20 protein-coding genes are annotated in these 18,515 nt (G+C 70.9%); 10 read left to right on the top strand and 10 right to left on the bottom strand.

Annotation, left to right across the window (positions count from 1 at the left end; translation table 11 throughout):
- The first annotated feature begins 18 nt into the window (after window positions 1–18).
- The 4 genes from ASF71_RS08175 (at window position 19) to ASF71_RS08160 (ending at window position 4,606) form a co-directional block, all read left to right on the top strand.
- Window positions 19–984 (top strand): alpha-ketoacid dehydrogenase subunit beta, encoded by a 966-nt coding sequence (locus tag ASF71_RS08175; RefSeq protein ID WP_056298390.1) that lies wholly within the window; start codon window positions 19–21, stop codon window positions 982–984.
- A gap of 118 nt (window positions 985–1,102) precedes the next feature.
- Window positions 1,103–2,347: a Glu/Leu/Phe/Val dehydrogenase gene (locus tag ASF71_RS08170; RefSeq protein ID WP_056297787.1), complete on the top strand. Its 1,245-nt coding sequence runs from the start codon at window positions 1,103–1,105 to the stop codon at window positions 2,345–2,347.
- 136 nt (window positions 2,348–2,483) lie between these two features.
- Window positions 2,484–3,812, top strand: coding sequence for a Glu/Leu/Phe/Val dehydrogenase (locus ASF71_RS08165; RefSeq protein WP_056297784.1), 1,329 nt, complete (start codon window positions 2,484–2,486; stop codon window positions 3,810–3,812).
- Between the two features lie 113 nt (window positions 3,813–3,925).
- On the top strand, window positions 3,926–4,606 hold the full coding sequence (locus tag ASF71_RS08160; RefSeq protein ID WP_056297782.1) for a hypothetical protein: 681 nt from the start codon (window positions 3,926–3,928) through the stop codon (window positions 4,604–4,606).
- A gap of 40 nt (window positions 4,607–4,646) precedes the next feature.
- On the opposite strand, the gene ASF71_RS08155 is transcribed toward ASF71_RS08160, so the two are convergent.
- The 3 genes from ASF71_RS08155 to ASF71_RS08145 form a co-directional block, all read right to left on the bottom strand.
- Window positions 4,647–5,336 carry a phosphatidylserine decarboxylase gene (locus ASF71_RS08155; RefSeq protein ID WP_082505702.1) on the bottom strand — a complete coding sequence of 230 codons (690 nt, stop codon included), beginning with the start codon at window positions 5,334–5,336 and terminating at the stop codon, window positions 4,647–4,649.
- Window positions 5,337–5,382: 46 nt separating this feature from the next.
- Window positions 5,383–6,249 carry a peptidylprolyl isomerase gene (locus ASF71_RS08150; protein WP_369814973.1) on the bottom strand — a complete coding sequence of 289 codons (867 nt, stop codon included), beginning with the start codon at window positions 6,247–6,249 and terminating at the stop codon, window positions 5,383–5,385.
- Between the two features lie 80 nt (window positions 6,250–6,329).
- Window positions 6,330–6,812 (bottom strand): Lrp/AsnC family transcriptional regulator, encoded by a 483-nt coding sequence (locus tag ASF71_RS08145; RefSeq protein WP_056297776.1) that lies wholly within the window; start codon window positions 6,810–6,812, stop codon window positions 6,330–6,332.
- 158 nt (window positions 6,813–6,970) lie between these two features.
- Between ASF71_RS08145 and ald the strand changes: the two genes are divergently transcribed.
- Window positions 6,971–8,080 carry an alanine dehydrogenase gene (gene ald, locus ASF71_RS08140; protein WP_056297773.1) on the top strand — a complete coding sequence of 370 codons (1,110 nt, stop codon included), beginning with the start codon at window positions 6,971–6,973 and terminating at the stop codon, window positions 8,078–8,080.
- 58 nt (window positions 8,081–8,138) lie between these two features.
- On the opposite strand, the gene ASF71_RS08135 is transcribed toward ald, so the two are convergent.
- Together ASF71_RS08135 and ASF71_RS08130 are read right to left on the bottom strand one after the other, a co-directional pair.
- The gene (locus ASF71_RS08135) at window positions 8,139–9,314 is read right to left on the bottom strand and encodes a hypothetical protein (protein ID WP_235514238.1); all 1,176 of its coding nucleotides are present in this window, start codon (window positions 9,312–9,314) and stop codon (window positions 8,139–8,141) included.
- Between the two features lie 66 nt (window positions 9,315–9,380).
- Window positions 9,381–9,674 (bottom strand): hypothetical protein, encoded by a 294-nt coding sequence (locus ASF71_RS08130; RefSeq protein WP_056297767.1) that lies wholly within the window; start codon window positions 9,672–9,674, stop codon window positions 9,381–9,383.
- Window positions 9,675–9,862: 188 nt separating this feature from the next.
- Between ASF71_RS08130 and ASF71_RS08125 the strand changes: the two genes are divergently transcribed.
- Window positions 9,863–11,167, top strand: a complete 1,305-nt coding sequence (locus ASF71_RS08125; protein WP_056297764.1) for a replication-associated recombination protein A — start codon at window positions 9,863–9,865, stop codon at window positions 11,165–11,167.
- 339 nt (window positions 11,168–11,506) lie between these two features.
- On the opposite strand, the gene ASF71_RS08120 is transcribed toward ASF71_RS08125, so the two are convergent.
- The 4 genes from ASF71_RS08120 to ASF71_RS08105 form a co-directional block, all read right to left on the bottom strand.
- Entirely contained in the window at window positions 11,507–11,962 is a 456-nt protein-coding gene (locus ASF71_RS08120; protein ID WP_056297760.1) for a DIP1984 family protein, read from the bottom strand.
- Window positions 11,963–12,041: 79 nt separating this feature from the next.
- Complete coding sequence (locus tag ASF71_RS08115) at window positions 12,042–12,896, bottom strand: cytochrome c oxidase assembly protein (RefSeq protein WP_056297756.1); 855 nt, start codon at window positions 12,894–12,896, stop codon at window positions 12,042–12,044.
- A complete protein-coding gene (locus tag ASF71_RS08110) occupies window positions 12,893–13,489 on the bottom strand; it encodes an SCO family protein (RefSeq protein WP_056298383.1) in 597 nt (198 codons plus the stop codon). The genes ASF71_RS08115 and ASF71_RS08110 overlap by 4 nt, the downstream gene beginning before the upstream one ends.
- Before the next feature lie 106 nt (window positions 13,490–13,595).
- On the bottom strand, window positions 13,596–14,120 hold the full coding sequence (locus ASF71_RS08105; RefSeq protein ID WP_056297753.1) for a copper chaperone PCu(A)C: 525 nt from the start codon (window positions 14,118–14,120) through the stop codon (window positions 13,596–13,598).
- Between the two features lie 191 nt (window positions 14,121–14,311).
- Between ASF71_RS08105 and ASF71_RS08100 the strand changes: the two genes are divergently transcribed.
- Window positions 14,312–15,304 carry a LacI family DNA-binding transcriptional regulator gene (locus tag ASF71_RS08100; protein WP_056298379.1) on the top strand — a complete coding sequence of 331 codons (993 nt, stop codon included), beginning with the start codon at window positions 14,312–14,314 and terminating at the stop codon, window positions 15,302–15,304.
- A gap of 50 nt (window positions 15,305–15,354) precedes the next feature.
- On the opposite strand, the gene ASF71_RS08095 is transcribed toward ASF71_RS08100, so the two are convergent.
- Window positions 15,355–15,996 carry an MOSC domain-containing protein gene (locus tag ASF71_RS08095; RefSeq protein ID WP_369814971.1) on the bottom strand — a complete coding sequence of 214 codons (642 nt, stop codon included), beginning with the start codon at window positions 15,994–15,996 and terminating at the stop codon, window positions 15,355–15,357.
- Between the two features lie 60 nt (window positions 15,997–16,056).
- On the opposite strand from ASF71_RS08095, the gene ASF71_RS08090 reads away from it, so the two are divergent.
- The 3 genes from ASF71_RS08090 to ASF71_RS08080 all read left to right on the top strand — a co-directional run bounded on the left by ASF71_RS08090 (window position 16,057) and on the right by ASF71_RS08080 (window position 18,503).
- Window positions 16,057–17,598, top strand: a complete 1,542-nt coding sequence (locus tag ASF71_RS08090; protein WP_235514237.1) for a phospholipase D-like domain-containing protein — start codon at window positions 16,057–16,059, stop codon at window positions 17,596–17,598.
- A gap of 111 nt (window positions 17,599–17,709) precedes the next feature.
- On the top strand, window positions 17,710–18,162 hold the full coding sequence (locus ASF71_RS08085; protein WP_056297750.1) for a hypothetical protein: 453 nt from the start codon (window positions 17,710–17,712) through the stop codon (window positions 18,160–18,162).
- Entirely contained in the window at window positions 18,159–18,503 is a 345-nt protein-coding gene (locus tag ASF71_RS08080) for an RNHCP domain-containing protein (RefSeq protein WP_056297747.1), read from the top strand. Before ASF71_RS08085 ends, ASF71_RS08080 begins: the two co-directional genes overlap by 4 nt.
- The last annotated feature ends 12 nt before the right edge of the window (window positions 18,504–18,515 follow it).

The following is an 18,515-nucleotide window of genomic DNA, read 5'->3' as shown; positions in this document are numbered from 1 at the left end:
GCGACCCGCACCCTGACGATGGTCGCGGCCATCAACGACGCGCTGGACATGGCCCTGGCCCGCGACCCCGACGTGCACATCTTTGGCGAGGACGTGGGCGTGATGGGCGGCGTGTTCCGCGCGACCGACGGCCTCCAGGCCAAGTACGGCGTGGACCGGGTCTTCGACACCCCGCTGGCCGAGGCCGGCATCGTGGGCATGGGCATCGGCATGGGGCTGGCGGGCCTGAAACCGGTGGCGGAAATCCAGTTCGCGGGGTTCCTGTACCCGGCGCTCGACCAGATCCTCTCGCACCTGGGGCGGTTCCGGCACCGCACGCGCAGCCGCTATCACCTGCCGATGGTCATCCGCGCGCCCTACGGAGGTGGGGTCCACACGCCCGAGCAGCACGCCGACAGCCCCGAGGCGATCCTGGCGCACACGCCGGGCGTCAAGGTGGTCATTCCGAGCACCCCGGCCGACGCGCGCGGGCTGCTGCTCTCGGCCATCGCGGACCCCGACCCGGTGTTCTTTTTCGAGGCGATCAAGCTGTACCGCTCGGTGAAGGAGGAGGTGCCGACCGACTACGTGACGGTGCCCCTGGGCAAGGCCCGCCACGTCACGCGCGGCGACGACGTGACGGTGGTGTGCTACGGCGGCATGGTCGAGGTCGCCACCCGCGCGGCCGAGGCGGCGGGAGCGGCGGGCATCGGGGTGGAGGTCATCGACCTGCGCACCCTGGTCCCGATGGACACCGACACCGTGCTCGAAAGTGTCGAGAAGACCGGCCGCGTGGTCGTCGTGACCGAGGCCCCGCGCACCGGGGGATTCCACAGCGAGATCAGCGCGACCATCGCCGAGGAAGCCATCGAGTTCCTGCGCGCGCCCATCGTACGCGTGACCGGCTACGACGCGCCGTACCCGCCCTTCACGGCCATCGAGGACGTGTACCGCCCGAGCGCCGTACGGGTGGCGCGGGCCATCCGGAAGGTCATGGCGTACTGACCCCAGGCCAGAGGTGTCCCGGCCGCGTAGACGTCCGGGACCCGGCGGCGGCCCGCAGTTGTCTATGCGTGTATGCTCGGCGCATCAAGGTTTTCGCACGTCTCAAGGAGAAGAACGGATGAGGGCAGCAGGACTCAACTGGCAGGGACTCATGGAGCAGCTCCAGGGGGCCCTTCCGTATGCCGAAGTGACCGAGGCGTCGCTGGCGTACTTCAAATACCCCAAGCGCACGGTGAGCGTGAATCTGCCGGTGCGCATGGACGACGGCCGCGTGCAGGTGTTCCGGGGCTACCGCACGGTCCACAGCACGGCGCGCGGCCCCAGCATGGGCGGGGTGCGCTTCAAGGTAGGCGTCAGCGCCCACGAATGCGAGGTGCTCGCCGCCATCATGACCCTCAAGGCGGCGGTGGCCGACCTGCCGCTCGGCGGCGCCAAGGGCGGCGTGGACGTGGACCCCGACCTCCTGAGCCCGCACGAGCTTCAGGGCCTGACGCGGCGCTACACCTCCGAACTCGTCGAACTGATCGGCCCGGGCGAGGACGTTCTGGCCCCTGACGTGGGCACCGACCAGCAGGTCATGGCCTGGGTGCTTGACGCCTACGCCGAGAACACCGGCGAGACGCAGGGCGGCGTGGTGGTCGGCAAGCCGATCATCCTGGGCGGCAGCTACGGCAGCAAGGACGCCCGGGGCCGCAGCGCCGCGCTCGTCGCCGCGCGTGTGCTGGAGCACAACGGAGTGCCCCTGCACCGCTCGCGCGCCGCCGTGTACGGCTTCGGGGACGTGGGCCGCAAGGCCGCCCAGACCCTGGCCGACCAGGGCGCCCTGGTGGTCGCGGTCAGTGACCAGCACGGCGCGGCTTACGCCAGCGGCGGCCTCGATCTCGACGCCCTTTCGGCGTGGCGCGAGGAGCGCGGCAGCGTAGAAGGCTTCGGCACAGCCATCACGCCCGACGAACTGCTCGGCCTGGACGTGGACGTTCTGATGCTCGCCTACGACTACGGCACCATCAACGCCGGCAACGCCCACGCGGTGCGCGCACGCTACGTCGTCGAGGCGACCAACCGCGCCGTACTGCCCGAGGCCGAGCGCTTTCTGGCCGAGGAGGGCGTGACCGTGCTGCCCGATCTCGTCGCCTCCATCGGCGGACTGGTCGTCAATTATCTCGAATGGGTGCAGGACGCCAGCAACTTCTTCTGGACCGAGGAGGAGATCGAGGCGGCCATCGACCAGCGCGTGAACGCCGCCGTGGACAGCGTGACCGAGTTCATGCGGACGCGGCAGGTCGGAATGCGCACGGCCGCCTACGCCATCGCCCTGAACCGCCTGCACGGCGCCACGGTGATGCGCGGGGTGTACCCATAAGCGCGTCCCCGGCCCCTGCCCTCCTGCCGACCCGGAACTCTGCCGCAGGCGTGAGAGGGCCGAGCCGGCAACGTACAGCCCAGGTCCTCTCCGGACCGATGACCCACTTTCCCTACCCCTCCGAAGGAGGCCAGACGTGACCACCACCCCGGAACCGGCCAACCTCACGCCGGATCAGAAAAAATACGGCGCCCACGACATTCCCAGCTACCTCGACCCCAACAACATCGGGCCCTACGAGATCTATCTCGAACAGGTCGAGCGCGTCACGCCGTACCTGGGCAAGCTGGCCTACTGGGTCGAGACCCTCAAGCGGCCCAAGCGCATCCTGGTCGTGGACGTGCCGGTGCACCTCGACGACGGCAGCGTGGCCCACTTCGAGGGCTACCGCGTGCAGCACAACACCTCGCGCGGCCCCGCCAAGGGTGGCGTGCGCTACCACCAAGACGTGACCCTCTCGGAAGTCATGGCCCTCTCGGCCTGGATGACGGTCAAGAACGCCGCCGTGAACCTGCCCTACGGCGGCGGCAAGGGCGGCATCCGCCTCGACCCGCGCAAGTACAGCCAGGGTGAACTGGAGCGCGTGACGCGGCGCTACACCTCCGAGATCGGGCTCATCATCGGGCCGGAAAAGGACATCCCCGCGCCGGACGTGAACACCGGCCCGCAGACGATGGCCTGGATGATGGACACCTACTCGATGAACGTGGGCCGCACGGCGACCGGCGTAGTGACGGGCAAGCCGGTCGCGCTCGGCGGCTCGCTGGGCCGCAGTGACGCCACCGGGCGCGGCGTGTTCGTGGCCGGCGCCGAAGCGATGAGCAAGCTGGGGATGCCACTGGAAGGCGCGCGCATCGCTGTGCAGGGCTTCGGCAACGTGGGTGAGGCCGCCGCACGCATCTTCCACGAACACGGCGCGAAGATCGTGGCGATCCAGGACGTGACCGGCACCATCTACAGCGACGCCGGTATCAACCCGGCCGTGGCGCTGTCGCACCTGCGCGCGACCGGCAGCATCCTGGGCCTGAGCGGCGCCGAGGAAGTGACCCGCGACGAGTTCTGGGGACTGCCCTGCGACGTCCTGATTCCGGCCGCGCTCGAAAAGCAGATCACGCTGGCGAACGCCGGGCGCATCCAGGCCCGCCTGATCGTCGAAGGCGCCAACGGCCCGACCATTCCCGCCGCCGACGACCTGTTGGCCGGCAAGGGCGTGACCGTGGTTCCCGACGTGCTCGCCAACGCGGGCGGCGTGACGGTCAGCTACTTCGAGTGGGTACAGGACTTCAGCTCGTACTTCTGGACGGAAGACCAGATCAATGAGCGGCTCGACCGCATCATGCGCGACGCCTTCCGCAGCCTGTGGGACGTCAAGGAACGCCACGGCGTCACCCTGCGCACGGCCGTGTACATCGTGGCCTGCACGCGGGTGCTCGAAGCGCGCGCGCTGCGCGGCCTGTACCCCTGAGCTCCTGAACCGGGGCATCTCCTGTCCCGCCGAGCGAGGCCCTCTCCCCCTGTGGGACGGGGCCTTTCGCGTTTTCCCACTCGGGGGCGCGGGCCAGGCCCTACCCTGGGGCCGTGCCCGACCTCGCCCCCGAACTGACCGAACTGCTGGAGTATTTCGAGCCGTTTTCTCTTCTTCGGCGCGACCTGCGCGGAGTGGCGACGCTGCTCACGCCGGGAGTGAACGTGCTGGCCCTGAACGCGGCGTATCTGCCGGCAGGCGGCGAGGCTCTGCTGTCCCTGCTGGGTGTCTGGCAGCGCGAGCACGGCACACCGCCGCTCGTCGCCTCGGTCACGGCGCTGCCCGGCGAGGACCTGGGCGGCGTGCGGGTCGGCACCTACCTGCCGCAGCCGGAGCCGGGGGTCATCGTGGTCGAGCAGGTCTCGCGCCTCGGGATCGCCACGTGGGCCGGCGTCCTGGCCGAAGCGCACGGCACGCCCGAGTGGGCCGGCGCGCTGGCCAGCCATTTCGGCGCGCGGCTGGAGGGCATGAAGGGCGCGGCCCTGCTCATGGCCTACGCGGGCGGCGAGGCTATCGGGGCACTGCTGTGGCAGGCGACCCCGGACGGCGGCGCGGCGCACCTGTGGGGCACGCTGGACCCCGCCGCCGACGCGCCGCTGCTGAATATGGCGGCCGAACTCGGGGGCGGGAACCTGCGGGCCAGCCTGCCCGATACCTCGCCGCTGACAGTCACAGACGAGGCGGTGGTGGTCTTCACGCGCCCAGAGGGACAGGCCGGGCCGACGCTGGACTGAGCCGAGTTCCGCTCTGTTGGGGCAGATAGGCTGGGGTGAATCAGCTCAGGCGGGCCAGAACCGTCTCGGCACCGGTCACGTGGTCGCCCACGCTGACCTGCGGAGTCGTTCCTTCGGGCAGCGCGACGAGCACCAGCCCCCCGCCCTCGGCATAGGCCGCCTTGTTGCCCACGCGGGCCGGGTCGCCGGGGCGCAGGAAGTTCAGGGTTTCGGCGTCACCTCCCTGGTCGGGCAGGGCGACCGTCACCTCGGTGCCTTTCTCGACCCCCGCCGGCGCGCGCAGCGTGAAGGTCAGGCGCGGACGGCCCAGCGCGGGCAGCTCGGCGGGCTGGCCCAGCAGGAGGCCCAGGCGGGCCCCCAGGCCCAGGCTGCCGGCTCCCGTTCCCCCCTGAAGGGCCAGCCCGTCGGCGAATTCCGCGCGCACGACCTCGCCGCCCACCGGCTGATAGAGGTACTGCACGTCCAGCGGCCCGACGTACAGGCCCAGCAGCCAGCCCGCTGCCGGAGCCTGCGGCCAGCCGAGCAGGTCCGTGACCGCGCCGTAGCCCTTGACCTGGCCGTCCGTGATCCGGCGCACGAGGAGTACCCGGCCGTCGGCGGGACTGAGAACGGCGCCGGGCTGAGGGGCCGGCAGGCGCACGGGGTCGCGGTAGCGGTAGACCCCACGTACATAGAGCGCCGCTCCGGCGACGACGGAACCCAGAAACAGAAGGCGGCGGGGAACACGCATACCCCAGTGTAGGGCACGGTTCCCCGCCGTCCTCATTGCCTGAGGTTTACTGCGAGACGTAGATCTCGACGGTGTTCAGCACGTCCGGCTGCCCAGCACCCGCGCCCTCGGTGCGCGTCAGGCTGTTCACCACGTCCTGCCCCGAGAGCACCTGCCCGAATACGGTGTACTGCCCACTGAGGAAGTCGGCGGGCGCCAGCGTGATGTAGAACTGGCTGCCCTGCGAGTTGAGGCTGGCGGAGCGCGCCATACCCAGCACCCCGGCCCTGTCGAACCGCAGGCCGTTGCTCACCTCGGCGGCGAAGTTGTAGCCGGGACCACCGGTGCCCCACTGGGCCTGCCGGACGGGGTCGCTGCTGAGCGGATCGCCCCCCTGCGCCACGAAGCCCTCGATCACGCGGTGAAAGCGCGTGCCGTCGTAGAAGTGGTTCAGCGCCAGGAACACGAAGTTGTTCACGGCCACCGGCGCGGCCTTGGCGTTCAGTTCCAGCACCACGTCTCCCTTGGCGGTCTTCATGACGGCGCGGTAGGTCTTGGCCGGGTCGGTGACGTTCTGACTGCCCGAGAAGGTCGTCACGCGCGTGGCGCTGAGATAGGGCACGGCCGTAAAGCCCGGAATGGTGGCGGTGCTGGCGGCAGGGGCAGCAGTGGTGGCCGGCGCGGTCGCCGCAGGCGTTGTCGTGGCTGGCGTCGTGGAGGTGGCCGTACTGGAGGCTGGTGTAGTCGTAGCCGGAGCCACCGTACCCGCCTGGGCATCCGTTCCTGTGGGGGCGGTCACCGCAGGCGTACTCGTGGCCGTGGCGGCCAGGGTTCCGTTGGGCTGCAGCGTGTAGGTGCGCGTCACGGCGGGCATCATGGGCGCGCAGGCGGCGAGGCTCAGACCGATCAGGACCAGCGGCAGGCGTTTGAACATGCCCCCCAGCCTACGCGCCGGCAGATGTGGGGCGTGGGAGAGAAATTGTGAGAACGTCCATGCTCCCGGGCGCGTGGGGGTCACTCCAGCGGCAGACTGGTCGTGTATTTCTCCTGCTTGACGATGATGGTGCTGTCGGTGTTGCGCACGCCCGGAATGGCCGCGAGCACTTCGACCAGAAAGTTCTGATAGGCGTCGAGATCGGCCACGCACACCTTGAGCAGGTAGTCGGTGTCACCCAGACACAGGTAGCATTCGAGGACCTCGGGCCGGGCGCGCATCTTCTCGGCGAAGTCCTCAAAGCCCTGTTTGGTCTGCTTGTCGAGCGTCACGCGCACCATGACCATGAGGTCGCGGTTGACCAGTTTGGGGTCCAGCAGCGCGACGTAGCGGTGGATGACCCCTTCTTCCTCTAGCCGCCGCACCCGGCGCAGGGTGGGCGCGGGAGTCAGGCCGATCTCGTCGGCGAGTTCGGTGTTGGGAATGCGCGCGTCGCGTTGCAGGATGGCCAGAATGCGGCGGTCGGTGGCGTCCAGATCAGGGGAGGAGTGGCGCTGCATCATGGAGCCACATTCTAGCAAGCCGGCGCAATTCTATTGCTGACATCGGTCCAGACATGGCCCCAGGCGCAATCCTGATGGGAGCTGCCCCTGCTAGCATTGCGCCACACCGACAGACATCTCGCCCGCAGGAGCCCTGCGCGGCGTGAAGGAGCACGCTCATGCAAATTGGACTTCCCAAAGAAATCAAGGTCAAGGAAAACCGTGTCGCCCTCACTCCCGGCGGGGTCGGCACCCTGGTCCGGCGCAGCCATGCGGTCGTGGTCGAGCGCGGCGCGGGCCTGGGCAGCGGCATCGCTGATCACGAATACGAGCAGGCCGGCGCCACCCTGGGCAGCGCCGCCGACGCCTGGGCCGCCGAGATGGTGGTCAAGGTCAAGGAGCCGGTCGCCAGCGAGTACGGTTACCTGCGCCCGGACCTGCTGCTGTTCACGTACCTGCACCTCGCCGCCGACCGCCCACTGACCGACGCCCTGATGCAGAGCGGTACGGCCGCCGTCGCCTACGAGACCGTGCAGCTCGCCGACGGCAGCCTGCCCCTCCTGATGCCCATGTCCGAAGTCGCCGGGCGCCTGAGCGTGCAGGCCGGCGCATACCACCTGCAAAAGCCGGTAGGCGGGCGCGGCGTACTGCTCGGCGGCGTGCCGGGCGTGCAGGCCGGCCACGTGGTCATCGTGGGCGGCGGCGTGGTGGGCACCAACGCGGCCAAGATGGCGATGGGCCTGGGCGCCAAGGTGACGGTGCTCGACGTGTCGCACCGCCGCCTGACCTACCTCGACGACGTGTTCTTCGGCAAGTTGACCACCATGATGAGCAGCGAGGCCAACATCCGCGCCCTGCTGCCCGAGACCGACCTGCTCGTCGGCGCGGTGCTCATTCCGGGGGCCAAGGCCCCGCATCTGGTGACGCGCGACATGCTGCCCCTCATGCAGGAGGGCAGCGTCATCGTGGACGTGGCGGTCGACCAGGGCGGCTGCGTGGAGACCATCCACGCGACCACCCATGACGACCCCACCTACCTCGTGGACGGCGTGATCCACTATGGCGTGGCGAACATGCCGGGCGCCGTGCCGCGCACGAGCACCTTCGCCCTGACCAACCAGACCCTGCCCTACGCCCTGCTGCTGGCCGACCACGGCCTCGGCGCCCTGAACCGCAACCCCGCCCTCATGCGCGGCCTGAACACCCTGCGCGGCCAGCTCACCTACGCGGGCGTGGCCGAGGCGCTGGAGCTGCCAAGCGTGACCCCCGAAGCGGCGCTCGCGGGCTGAGCACAGGCAGGGGGCGGGCAGGGAGGGACGTGGTCGGTCTCTCCTCGCCCGCCCTTTTTCAGTCCACCGCCGCGCGCAGTTCGCCGGGCGTCACCGGTTCAGTGAGCAGGCGCATGAACCCGGCGGGTCCCTCCTTCGCCACGTAGCGGCGCACGAGGTCGCCGCCGACGCTGTAGGTGAAGATGTACGAGCGCATGTTCGGCACCGATATGAAGCGCAGCGTCTGGCGGGCACGTTCCTCGCTGGCGACAGCATAGGTGCGGATGAATTCCAGGACCTCGGCCTCACCCGCTCCCTCACCGTGCAGCATCCGGGCCGCCTCGCCGCTCACGGCGCCCAGACCCCGGCGGGCGCGCTCGGCCGCCAGATAGGCGCGGATGTCCTCGGGGTCCAGATCTGTGAGGGGGGCGAGCTCGCCGGTCAGCCACGCCTCGGTTTCGGCCTCGCTCATCACGGCGCGCAGGGCGTTGACGGCGATCCCCTCGCTCACCACGCACTCGGGCGCGTTGATGAGCTGGACGCTGTGCTCGCGCCAGCCCTTTTCACGGACCAGCCGGGCCTCTTTGGTCGCGTGCTCGGTGTGGTGGCCGGGGTAGCCCTCGTGCGCCAGCAGGTCGGGCAGCGCGGGCAGCAGCACGGGCAGGTCGGTGTTGATCTCGATGAGGCTCTGGAGGTTGCCCAGCGGCCAGTTGTACCCGCCCCAGGGTTTGTCCGTCACCAGCCCGATGCTGAAATTCTCGCCGTCCGGTAGCCCGAAGCGCTCGCGGGTGCGCCGCCGCAACTCGTCCAGAATGGGCGCAGCGACCCGTAACAGGTCATTCTCGCGCACGGCCAGCCGGCCGCGCAGCGCCGCGTCGCGCTCGGGCAGAGTGCCGCTGCCGGGCAGCGCGGCGTCCAGGTCGCTTAGGGCCGTGTCCAGGGCCGCGCGGTCGGCGACCGGCACCTCGATGTCGTACAGGCCCGTCGCCTCCTCGGCGTAGGGCATGGCGGCCCCGGTCAGGCGGCGGGTCATCGTGTGCATGGCGCGCGCCTGCACGAGCAGGAAGGCGCGGCGCGCCTCGTCCTCGACCTCCCCCACCTCGTCAATCAGGGCCTCAGCCTCCGCGCGCAGCGCCGCCGGGTCGCGCGGGGTGCGGTCCGCCCACTCGGCCGGGCCGCCGTAGCCGTCGATAAAGCCCTCCGAGTGCGCGTTGATGGCGTGGGCCAGCCTGATGTAGCGTTCGGCGATATCCATGCGCCGGAGCATAGGGTGTGTGGCGCTGGAGGGTCCCTGCAGCCGGGACAGGCCCCAGCCCCCGGTTCAGTCGCCTACGAACACCGTCCGGGGAAACTGGCCGTCCTCGCCGGGAATTCCCAGCCCCGCCTCGGCTCCGTCGCGCAGCCTCTTGAGGGCCAGAGCCACACTCGGCCCCTCGCCGTACATCTCGGCCGCCTCGTCGGTGAGCAGCAGGTCCAGGCCCCGGCCGTCTGCCTCGGCGCGCAGGAGCCGGCCGCCGCGCACCGGCTGCTCAGTCACGGCCACGCCCGCCGGAAAGCCGGCCAGCTCCACCTGGTGCGCGAAGTCGGGATCGGGCTGGCCGGGCACGTGGGTCATCGGGCCTATTGTGCGCCCTGCGGCCCCCCCGCCGCACCTGGGGGTCAGGAATGGTCAAGACCGGGTTCACCTGAGAACGAGTGTGCCCGCCGTGCCTGCGCCGGAGCGCGGTGGGCCGCTACACTCGCGCGCGTGAACAGCCTTCCGTTTGTTGCGCCGAGGCGCCGGGCCGGCGCGGGGCGGTCCGCATGACCCTGTTCGACCCGCCCGCCCCACTGGCCGAGCGCCTGCGTCCCCACAGCGTGGCCGAGGTGGTGGGCCAGAGCAAGCTGCTGGGGCCGGGCCGGCCGCTGACCCGCCTGCTGGCCTCGGGCCGCCTGGGCAGCCTGATCCTGTGGGGACCGCCGGGCGTGGGCAAGACGACGCTCGCGCGCCTCATCGCCGGGGAGGTCGGGGCCCACTTCGTGCCGCTGTCGGCCGTCACCGCGGGGGTCAAGGACGTGCGCGAGGCGGTGACCGAGGCCGAGCGGATACGCGGGCGCGGCCAGAAGACCATCCTCTTTCTCGACGAAATCCACCGCTTCAACAAGGCGCAGCAGGACGCCCTGCTGCCCCACGTCGAGTCGGGACTGCTCACCCTGATCGGCGCGACGACCGAGAATCCCAGCTTCGAGGTAAATCCGGCGCTGCGTTCGCGCGCCCGGACCCTGGTGCTCGAGGCCCTGAGCCAGGAGGAGATTCGCGGCCTGCTGGACCGCGCCCTGACCGACCCGCGCGGCCTGCCGGGCGTGGGGGCCGAGCCCGGCGCGCTGGACCTGCTGGCCCGGCTGGCCGACGGCGACGCCCGGCGGGCCCTGAGCACCCTGGACATCGCCGCGACCCTGAGCGACCCCGTGACCGAGGAGGCCGTCACCGAGGCCTTTGGGCGGCACCTGCCCCAGATGGACAAGAACGGCGAGGACTTCTACAACCTGATCTCCGCGCTGCACAAGAGCGTGCGCGGCTCGCACGTGGACGGGGCGCTGTACTGGCTGGCCCGCATGATCGAGGGCGGCGCCGACGCCATGTACGTCGCCCGGCGCGTGGTACGCATGGCCGCCGAGGACATCGGGCTGGCCGACCCGCAGGCGCTGCGGCTGGCCGTCGCCGCGCGCGACACCGTGGAATTTCTGGGCAGCCCCGAGGGCGACCTCGCGCTGGCGCAGGCGGTCGTGTACCTGGCCCTCGCGCCCAAGAGCAACAGCGTGTACGTGGCCTGGAAACGCGCGTTGGACGCCGTGCGGGAGGGCGAGACCCTGCCCATTCCCCTGCACCTGCGCAACGCCCCCACCGCCCTGATGCGCCAGCAGGGGTACGGCCAGGGCTACGCCTACTACTTCGACGACCCGCAGGGATCCTTCGCGCAGGACTACCTGCCGGGGGGCGCGCAACTGGGCCTCTATGCCCCGACCGGCGAGGGCTGGGAAGCGCGGGTGCAGGAGCGCTGGCGCAAGTTGCAGGAGGCGCACGGCGAGGGGGCCGGGCCGGAGGCGCCGGAGGACAGCGGCCCGTGAAATCCATACGGGAGGGCAGGGGTCGTCTGCGCCGCCTGACCCTGGACCTGCCCGGAAAACGCCCCGCCTCCTCCGGATGGAGAAAGGCGGGGCGGGGCGCGGTACCGGCCCGCGTCGGAGCCGTGGTCGTGAGGGGTGCGGGGTGACAGGTCAGCAGTGAGAAGTGCTGGGCTGCCGGGTAAAAGGGGGTGACGCGGCCCCGCGCGTCGCAGCCTCCGACTCGACGAACCCCGCCGGAGGAATAGGGTTTTGGCCCCCGCCCGCGCGCGCGGCGCCGGCCCACCTTCTACTGTGCCGTCCGCCGTACCCGGCGGTCAAGAGCCGGGTAGGCCGGAGCACTCAGGGCAGCTCGGTCTGCCAGTTGGCCTGCTGGATCTGGACTTCGAGTTCGCGGCGGGCCTTGGCGAGCGCGTCGGCCTGCGCCTGCAGGTCGCGGGCGGGCAGGGTCGCCACCAGCCGCAGTTCGCTGCGGGCATACCGCTCCTGCGAGGTGCTCACGCCGGCGACCAGCTGACGCAGGGTGTTCAGCCGCAGGTCAAGCAGATCACGGCTGACCAGGACGTCCGTGAGGGTCTGCCCGTTCGCCAGCGTGGTCCCCAGATTCGCCCGGTGAATACGCGGCAGCAGCGTTTCCAGGGCCGCCGCCACGTCGTAGAACTCCTGAAGCAGTTGGCGGGGGTCCTCGGCGGGGACCTCGCCCTCCTGCACCTTGAGGTTGTTCTGGAGACGGACCTGAAGCTGCGCGGCGCGTTTTTGCAGGTCGGCGCGTTCGATGAGGGCCTCGGCGAGTTTCATGCAGCCCAGCGTAGAGCATGGCCTGTCGGGCGCGGCCCCGGCATAAGCGGGCCGGGGAGACGCGGGCCCTGAACGCTTCTCAGCGGGCGGGCGGCTTGGGCATGGAGTCGCCGTCGGCCAGCCGGATCAGCCACGCCATGAGCTGCACCAACGCTAGTGCCATCGCCGGGATGCCCGCCACCATCATGATCCAGCCCGAGAGCTGCTGGTTTTGCAGCGGGGTCAGGTCCCACAGGCACAGGGCATTGACGTAGGGGGTATACAGCACGCGCGGCGAGTAGAGCCACACGGCCGCGACCGACATCATCGGCAGCGCGGCGAGCAGCCCGAACCACCCGCGCGACCCGATACTGGCCGGCTGCACGGCGGGCAGGGGCCGCAGCACCACCGCCCACACGAGCAGGCTGCTGAGCAGGTACAGCGCGGGCAGAAGCTGCGTCGCCGAGTTGCTCACGACGCTGGCATTGAAGCCGGCCGGCACGTTCCAGAAGATGACCACTGCCGCCCACAGCGCCAGGGCCACCCAGGGGTCGAGGAGCAGCCCCAGCGCGCGCCCCAGCCCCCGCCGTGGGTCCAGGGCCACGCCGCCCGGCAGCCCCAGCACCAGCAGGGGCGGCACCACCTCGGCAAGCACCATCAGGCGGCCCATGTACAGCGCCATGCTCTGGCCCGTCAGGGCGCTGGCGCGGCTCTGCGTGACCAGCAGCCACAGCAGCGTGCCCAGGCCGAACAGCACGGCCTTCCACACGGGCCAGCGCGCCCGGCCTGCCTCGCTGCGCCGGGCGGCGGCGAAACGCCAGAAGTACAGCGCCCCCATCACAAGTGCAGCGACCAGCATCGGCCAGTCGGGGGTCAGGGCCAGAAGTTCGCCCAGGCCGGGGCGCAGGTTCACGCCGCCCGCTGCTCCCAGCCCCCCCACTCCGGCGGCGCTCATGGTGCGGGGTTCTGCATGACGTAGCGCACGTCGGCCGTCACGCGCTCCACCTGTGGCAGCTGGCTGTAGTCCCACAGGGCGCGCAGCTTGCCGTTGCGGTCGATGAGATACGAGGCGGTCGTGTGGTTGATCTGGTACTCGTCCGGCGACTTCACGTCGGCCTTCTCGTAGCCGACCCCGTAGGCGCGGGCCACGGCGGCCAGTTGCGGCTCGGGCACGTTCACGGCGGTCGCCTTGCCGAAAAAGGTCGCGTACTCACGCAGCCGCGTGGGCGTGTCGCGCGACGGATCCACGCTGACCATCATCACGCGGAAGTTTTCCTGCTCGGCCGCAGGCAGGCTCTGGCGCACCTTGGTGAGGTAGGTCAGGCTCAGCGGACAGATGTTGGGGCAGTGCGTGAAGCCGAAAAACAGCGCCGTGGTGGTCTTGCCGTCCGGCGTGAACGAAAAGGCCCGGTTGTCCTGGTCGGTACCCGTAAAGGCCGCAGCGGCCGGGCGCGCGTCGTAGGCCGTGCCGAAAAAGGGATACGGACTTTTCAGGCGGGTATACCCCCACACGCCGCCCAGGAGCAGCGCGACGGCCACCGCCGCCATCAGGGCCGAGACATACCACGGCCGCCTGGCGGGAGCGGTGTGGAGCGCGGCGGGTTCGGGGGCCACGAGCTCGGTGGTCAGGGGGTTCGGCGTATGGGCGTCCATCTCAGGGCTTCCGGACCGTGGCGCTCACCGTCAGGCGACGGCCGTCCGCAGTGGAGAGAACCACCTTCAGCGTCTCGCCCACCTTCAGGCTGCGCTTCAGGTCCATGAGCATGAGGTGGTCGCCGGTCGCGCTCAGGACCAGCTGGCCGCGCGCGGGCACCACCAGGGCGGCCGTCATCTTCATACCGGTCATGGCTCCGGACTTGACCGTGTTCATGAGCATGGCGCGGCCCGCCACGTCGCTGCGCGCCCCGGTGATCTTCAGGGGCTGGGCGCCCGTGTTGGTCAGGGTCAGGAACACCGAGGTCTCCCCGATGCCCGGCGGCACCGCGACGACGGTCGCCGCGCTGGCCCGCAGCGGCAGGGGCGCGCTGGACGCGGGCGCCGGGGCCGTTTTGGCCGGACCGGGCATGGGCATCGTGTGACCCGCGTGCTGGGCCAGTGCCGCCGGCAGGAGGGTCAGGGCGGCGTAGGCCAGGGAAGCGGCCAGGACGGACCGGCGAAGGAACAGGGGCAATTCGGACATGCACAACCTCGTTTCGGTGGGGCGGAGGCGGACGGGCACGGAAGAGGTTTCCTGCCCTGGTGCCGCACTCGGAGACGTTGGAGGGCAGTCTACGGGGCTCCCCCGGCCGGATTGTCCCCCTGAACTGGCCGGGCGCGCGGGCCAGTTCTGGAACCCGTTCCATGCGGCGGGGTATGGTAGCGGCGAGCGACATGCGAAAACCCACCATTCAAGACGTGGCCCGGACGGCGGGCGTGGGCGTCGGCACCGTGTCCCGCGTGCTGAACAACCACACGGCCGTCAAGGACACCACCCGTGAGGCCGTGCTGCGGGCCATTGCGGACCTCGAGTACACGCCCAATCCCCACGCCCGCCGCATCGCCGGGGGCAAGAGCTACACCATCAGCGTGCTGCTGCCGGTCGTGACCACCGAGTTCTACGTGCGCCTGCTCGACGGCCTGGAGACGGCCTTTCAGGCGGCGCGCTACGACGTGGCGATCTTTCCGCTGCTTGACCGCTCGCGTCTGGAACGCTACCTGGGGTCGCACACCCTGGCCTATCAGGCCGACGGCCTGGTCATGGCGACCTACAACCTCACGGGGCTGTTCGACCAGCACCGGCTGCGCACCCAGCAGCCCACCGTACTCGTGGACGCCTACTCGCCGGCGGCCGACTGCGCCTACATGGACAACGTCAGCGGCGGGCGCGTGGCGGGCGAGTACGCCTGCACGCTGCCGGGCACGCTGTACGCCATGTGGGTCGAGACCGAACTCGACCAGCTGTTCACCACCCGCGTCTTCGAGGACCGCCGCAGCGGCTTTTGCGAGGCGCTGAGCGCCGCCGGGCGTCCCCTGAAGGCCGAGTACGTCTCCAGCTTCGACAACCTCGCCGCCCGCCGCACCGCCACGCGCCTGCTCGACGAGGCCGAGCTGCCCTGTACGGTCTTCGCCTCGGCCGACCTGCTGGCGGCCGCTCTGATCGACGAAGCCCAGGAGCGCGGCCTGGTTCCCGGCGAGGACGTGCGGGTCATCGGTTTCGACGACCAGCCCTGGGCCGAGAGCCGGGGCCTGACCACGCTGCACCAGCCGGTCGAGAAGATGGGTCAGGAGGCGGCCGCCCTGCTTCTCTCCCGTCTGAGCGGCCACCAGGGGCCCCCACGCGCCCGCAAGTTCTCGCCGGTCCTGGTCAAGCGCAGAAGCGCCTGAAACTGGCGGGCCGTGGGAACCGGGCAGGTACACCGCCCTGGTCCCACGGTCTACTTCCCGGCCAGCCAGCCCTCGACGTCGTCCCGCAGGCGCGAGGCCAGCGGGTACGCGAGCAGGGCGCGCAGGCGGTCAGGGTCGCGCTGCCGGGCGAACCACAGGTCGAAGATCTCGCCCACGGTGGGTGCTCCCTCCGCGGCCGAATGAACGGTCACGGCGTCGTCCGCGCCCAGCGTACCGGGGCGTAGCACGCGGGCGTACAGTCCGGGGCGGCGCACGGCGGCAAAACGTTTGACGAACGTGGGGTCGCCCATACGCGCGGCCAGCGTGGCGCAGGGAATGCGCGCCGCCGTGACTTCCAGCCGGGCGTCGCCGCAGTCGAGCTGCGTGCCGATCCTTACCTCAGCCGATTCCAGGCCACTCAGGAGCACGTTCTCGCCGAAGGTGCCAGGGGCAGGCCGCTCGCCCAGGACCTCGGCCCAGCGGTCATAGTCGGGGGCCGTATACAGGTACACCGCCTGGTCGGGGCCGCCGTGGTGACGGGTGTTGAGCACATGATCACCGCCCAGCCCCAGGCTACCCACCGGCACGCGCCCCGGCACCGGCCGTTTGTCGATTCCGCTCGTGACGGCCCGGCCGCCGATCTGAACGGATGCGGGACGGCCCACCTGTACGCTGAGGATTCGCACGTTCATGACCCCAGGCTAAAGCCTGCCGGGGCCCGGCGAGGCGCGAAGAGCGTGTAGCCTGCCGGGGTGCGTTTGGTGTCGGTGCTGGGGCTGCTGCTGTTGATCGCCGGCCTGCTGCCGAAGCTGCCGGGCGGCGCGGCGTGGTTCCTGCCCGCCGGGGTCACCATCCTGACCTCTCCCCTGCCGGCCCCGGACCTCGCTGCCCTGGACGGCGCAGGCCTGAACACCTGCCCCCCGCCGGAAGCCCGGCTTGACCGGCTGCTCTACATGCGCACGCGCGGCGAGGGCGCGGCCCTGAGCTGCGGCAACGAGGTTCTGGGCCTGATCCACTTTCCCAACCCCGACCCGGCCTATAGCGACCAGCCCGCCAACCCGCAGGGCGGCTTCGCGCTGGTCGAGGCGCAGCTACGTACGGCGCGGCGCGAGATCGTCATCGCCAACATGCTGTGGGAAGAGGGTCAGGACTCGCCCGGCGCCGCCATTGCCCGCACGCTGGCGGAGCTGCGCCGCGACGTGCGGGCCCGCCCCGAGCACTATCCCCAGGGCCTGACAGTACGCGTACTGCTGGGCCACTCCATCCGGCTGGGCGACCTGACCGACCCCGCCGCCAACGCCTTCACGGCCGCGCGGCAGCTGCTGGCCGCCGGGATTCCCCTGACCGGCGACGACGTGCCCGGCTGGCGGCTGGAGCTGGCCGACTACCGCTACGCCGCGCCGCACCAGCACGCCAAACTGGTGGTCGTGGACGGTCAGGACGTCCTGGCCGGGGGCTTCAACCTGAGCTGGATGCACCTGCCGTCTACAGTCCGCGCCCCGGATGCCCCGCAGGGCGGTGGCCAGGACCTCACCGACCTCGCGCTGCGCGTGCGTGGCCCGGTCGCGCGGCAGGCCCTGGCCGCCTTCGCCGACGGCTGGTCCCACAGCACGGTCCTGAAGTGCCGCGCCGTCCCCACCCCCCAGACCGTGCGGGAGCTCTGCGCGTTTACCGCAGAGGGCCGGATGCCACTGACCTGGGACGCCCCCGCCCCCGCCCAGGGCACAGCGCGCGTCTACGGCCTGTACCGCCGCAGCGGATACGAGACCCAGGACGAGACGGTGACCGAACTGTTCGGCGCGGCCGAGCGCAGCATTGACGTGATGCAGTCGCAGGTGAGCGGCACGCTGGGATGCAGCCTGAGCCTGACCCTGCCGGGCCTGTGCCGCTTTCCAGAAGATCAGCTGCCGGTGTGGCGCGCGGCCGTGCAGGCCGTCCGGGGACACGGCGTGACACTGCGGCTGCTCCTCGACCACGACCCCCTGCTCCAGGTCGAGGGGCTCTCGCTGCTGGGCAGCCTGCGCGCGGCGCTGGCCCCGGAGGGCCTGGCCGGGCACGTCCAGGCACGCTGGTTCGCCGGAGCGGGCGGCCTGCACGCCAAGGCCGCCCTCATTGACGGCGAGATGCTCACGGTGGGCAGCCAGAACCTGCACTTCAGCGCCTTCGGCCCGAGCGGCCTGAGCGAGTACACCCTGGCGACGAGTGACCCAACCACTCTGCGCGCCTTCGGGCGGCAGTTCGAGTACGAGTGGGCACGCGCCCGGCCGGTGACGCTGCCGGTCTGGTCGCCCTGAAGGAGGGGCAGCCGCGACCCTAGCCCGGCAGTAGCCGCCCTCCGACGCTCTGGCCAGCGCAATTGGGCGCCGCGTCCCGGCACCTGCGCCGCGCGCGTGCTGAAATGAGGTGTGAGCACGCCTGCCCCCCGTCCCTCCTCGCCGCACGACCCGGCCCTGGCCGGCGCCGGCCGCGTACCGACCCAGGTCGTGCTCGCGGGCCTGTTCATGATCAGCACGACGCCTTTTCTGGCGGGACTGCTCCAGGGACAGACGGGCGATTTCGCGCGCAACGTGCTGTATACCTGTGCCACGGCCGCCCTGCTCGCGCAGGTGTGGCTAGGCAGCGTGTGGGCGTGGCGCGTGACCGTCGGCCTGAGCATGTTCACGGGCATTCTGGTGTTCATCGTCGGGATGCTCACCGGCACCGTGAGCTGGCAGGGGTGGGTCATCAGCGTGGCGGGGCTGGCGTACATCGCGCTGGGGTTGCTGCTCGTGGGGCAGCCGGCCATCCGCTCCTTTCTCGACCGCCGCTGGGACGAGCGCCACGCGCGCCGTGACCAGCGCCGGGGGGGGGCGCGGTGAGCGGCCGGCGCTTCACGGTGCAGGGCACTAACAACGCCTTCACCTGCCAGTCCTGCGGAGGCGAGGTGCGGCCACTGCGCAACGGCTCGGTGCGCAACCACTGCCCGCACTGCCTGCACAGCCTGCACGTGGACGTGCTGCCCGGTGACCGCGCCAGCGAGTGTCACGGCGACCTCGTGCCGGTGGGGGTCGAGCACAGCGGCAAGAAGGGCTGGATCGTGCTGCACCGCTGCGCCAGGTGCGGTCATCTGGGCCGCAACCGCGCCGCCCTCGACGACCCGGAGCAGCCCGACGACTGGGAGGTTCTCGTCGCCCTGAGCAAGGCGGTCAGCCGGGACTAGGCCGCGCGCAGG

It is taken from the genome of Deinococcus sp. Leaf326 (assembly GCF_001424185.1).
Lineage (GTDB): Bacteria > Deinococcota > Deinococci > Deinococcales > Deinococcaceae > Deinococcus.
The sequence above is the reverse complement of the archived record's forward strand: the minus strand, read 5'-3'. Positions and strand labels throughout refer to the sequence as shown.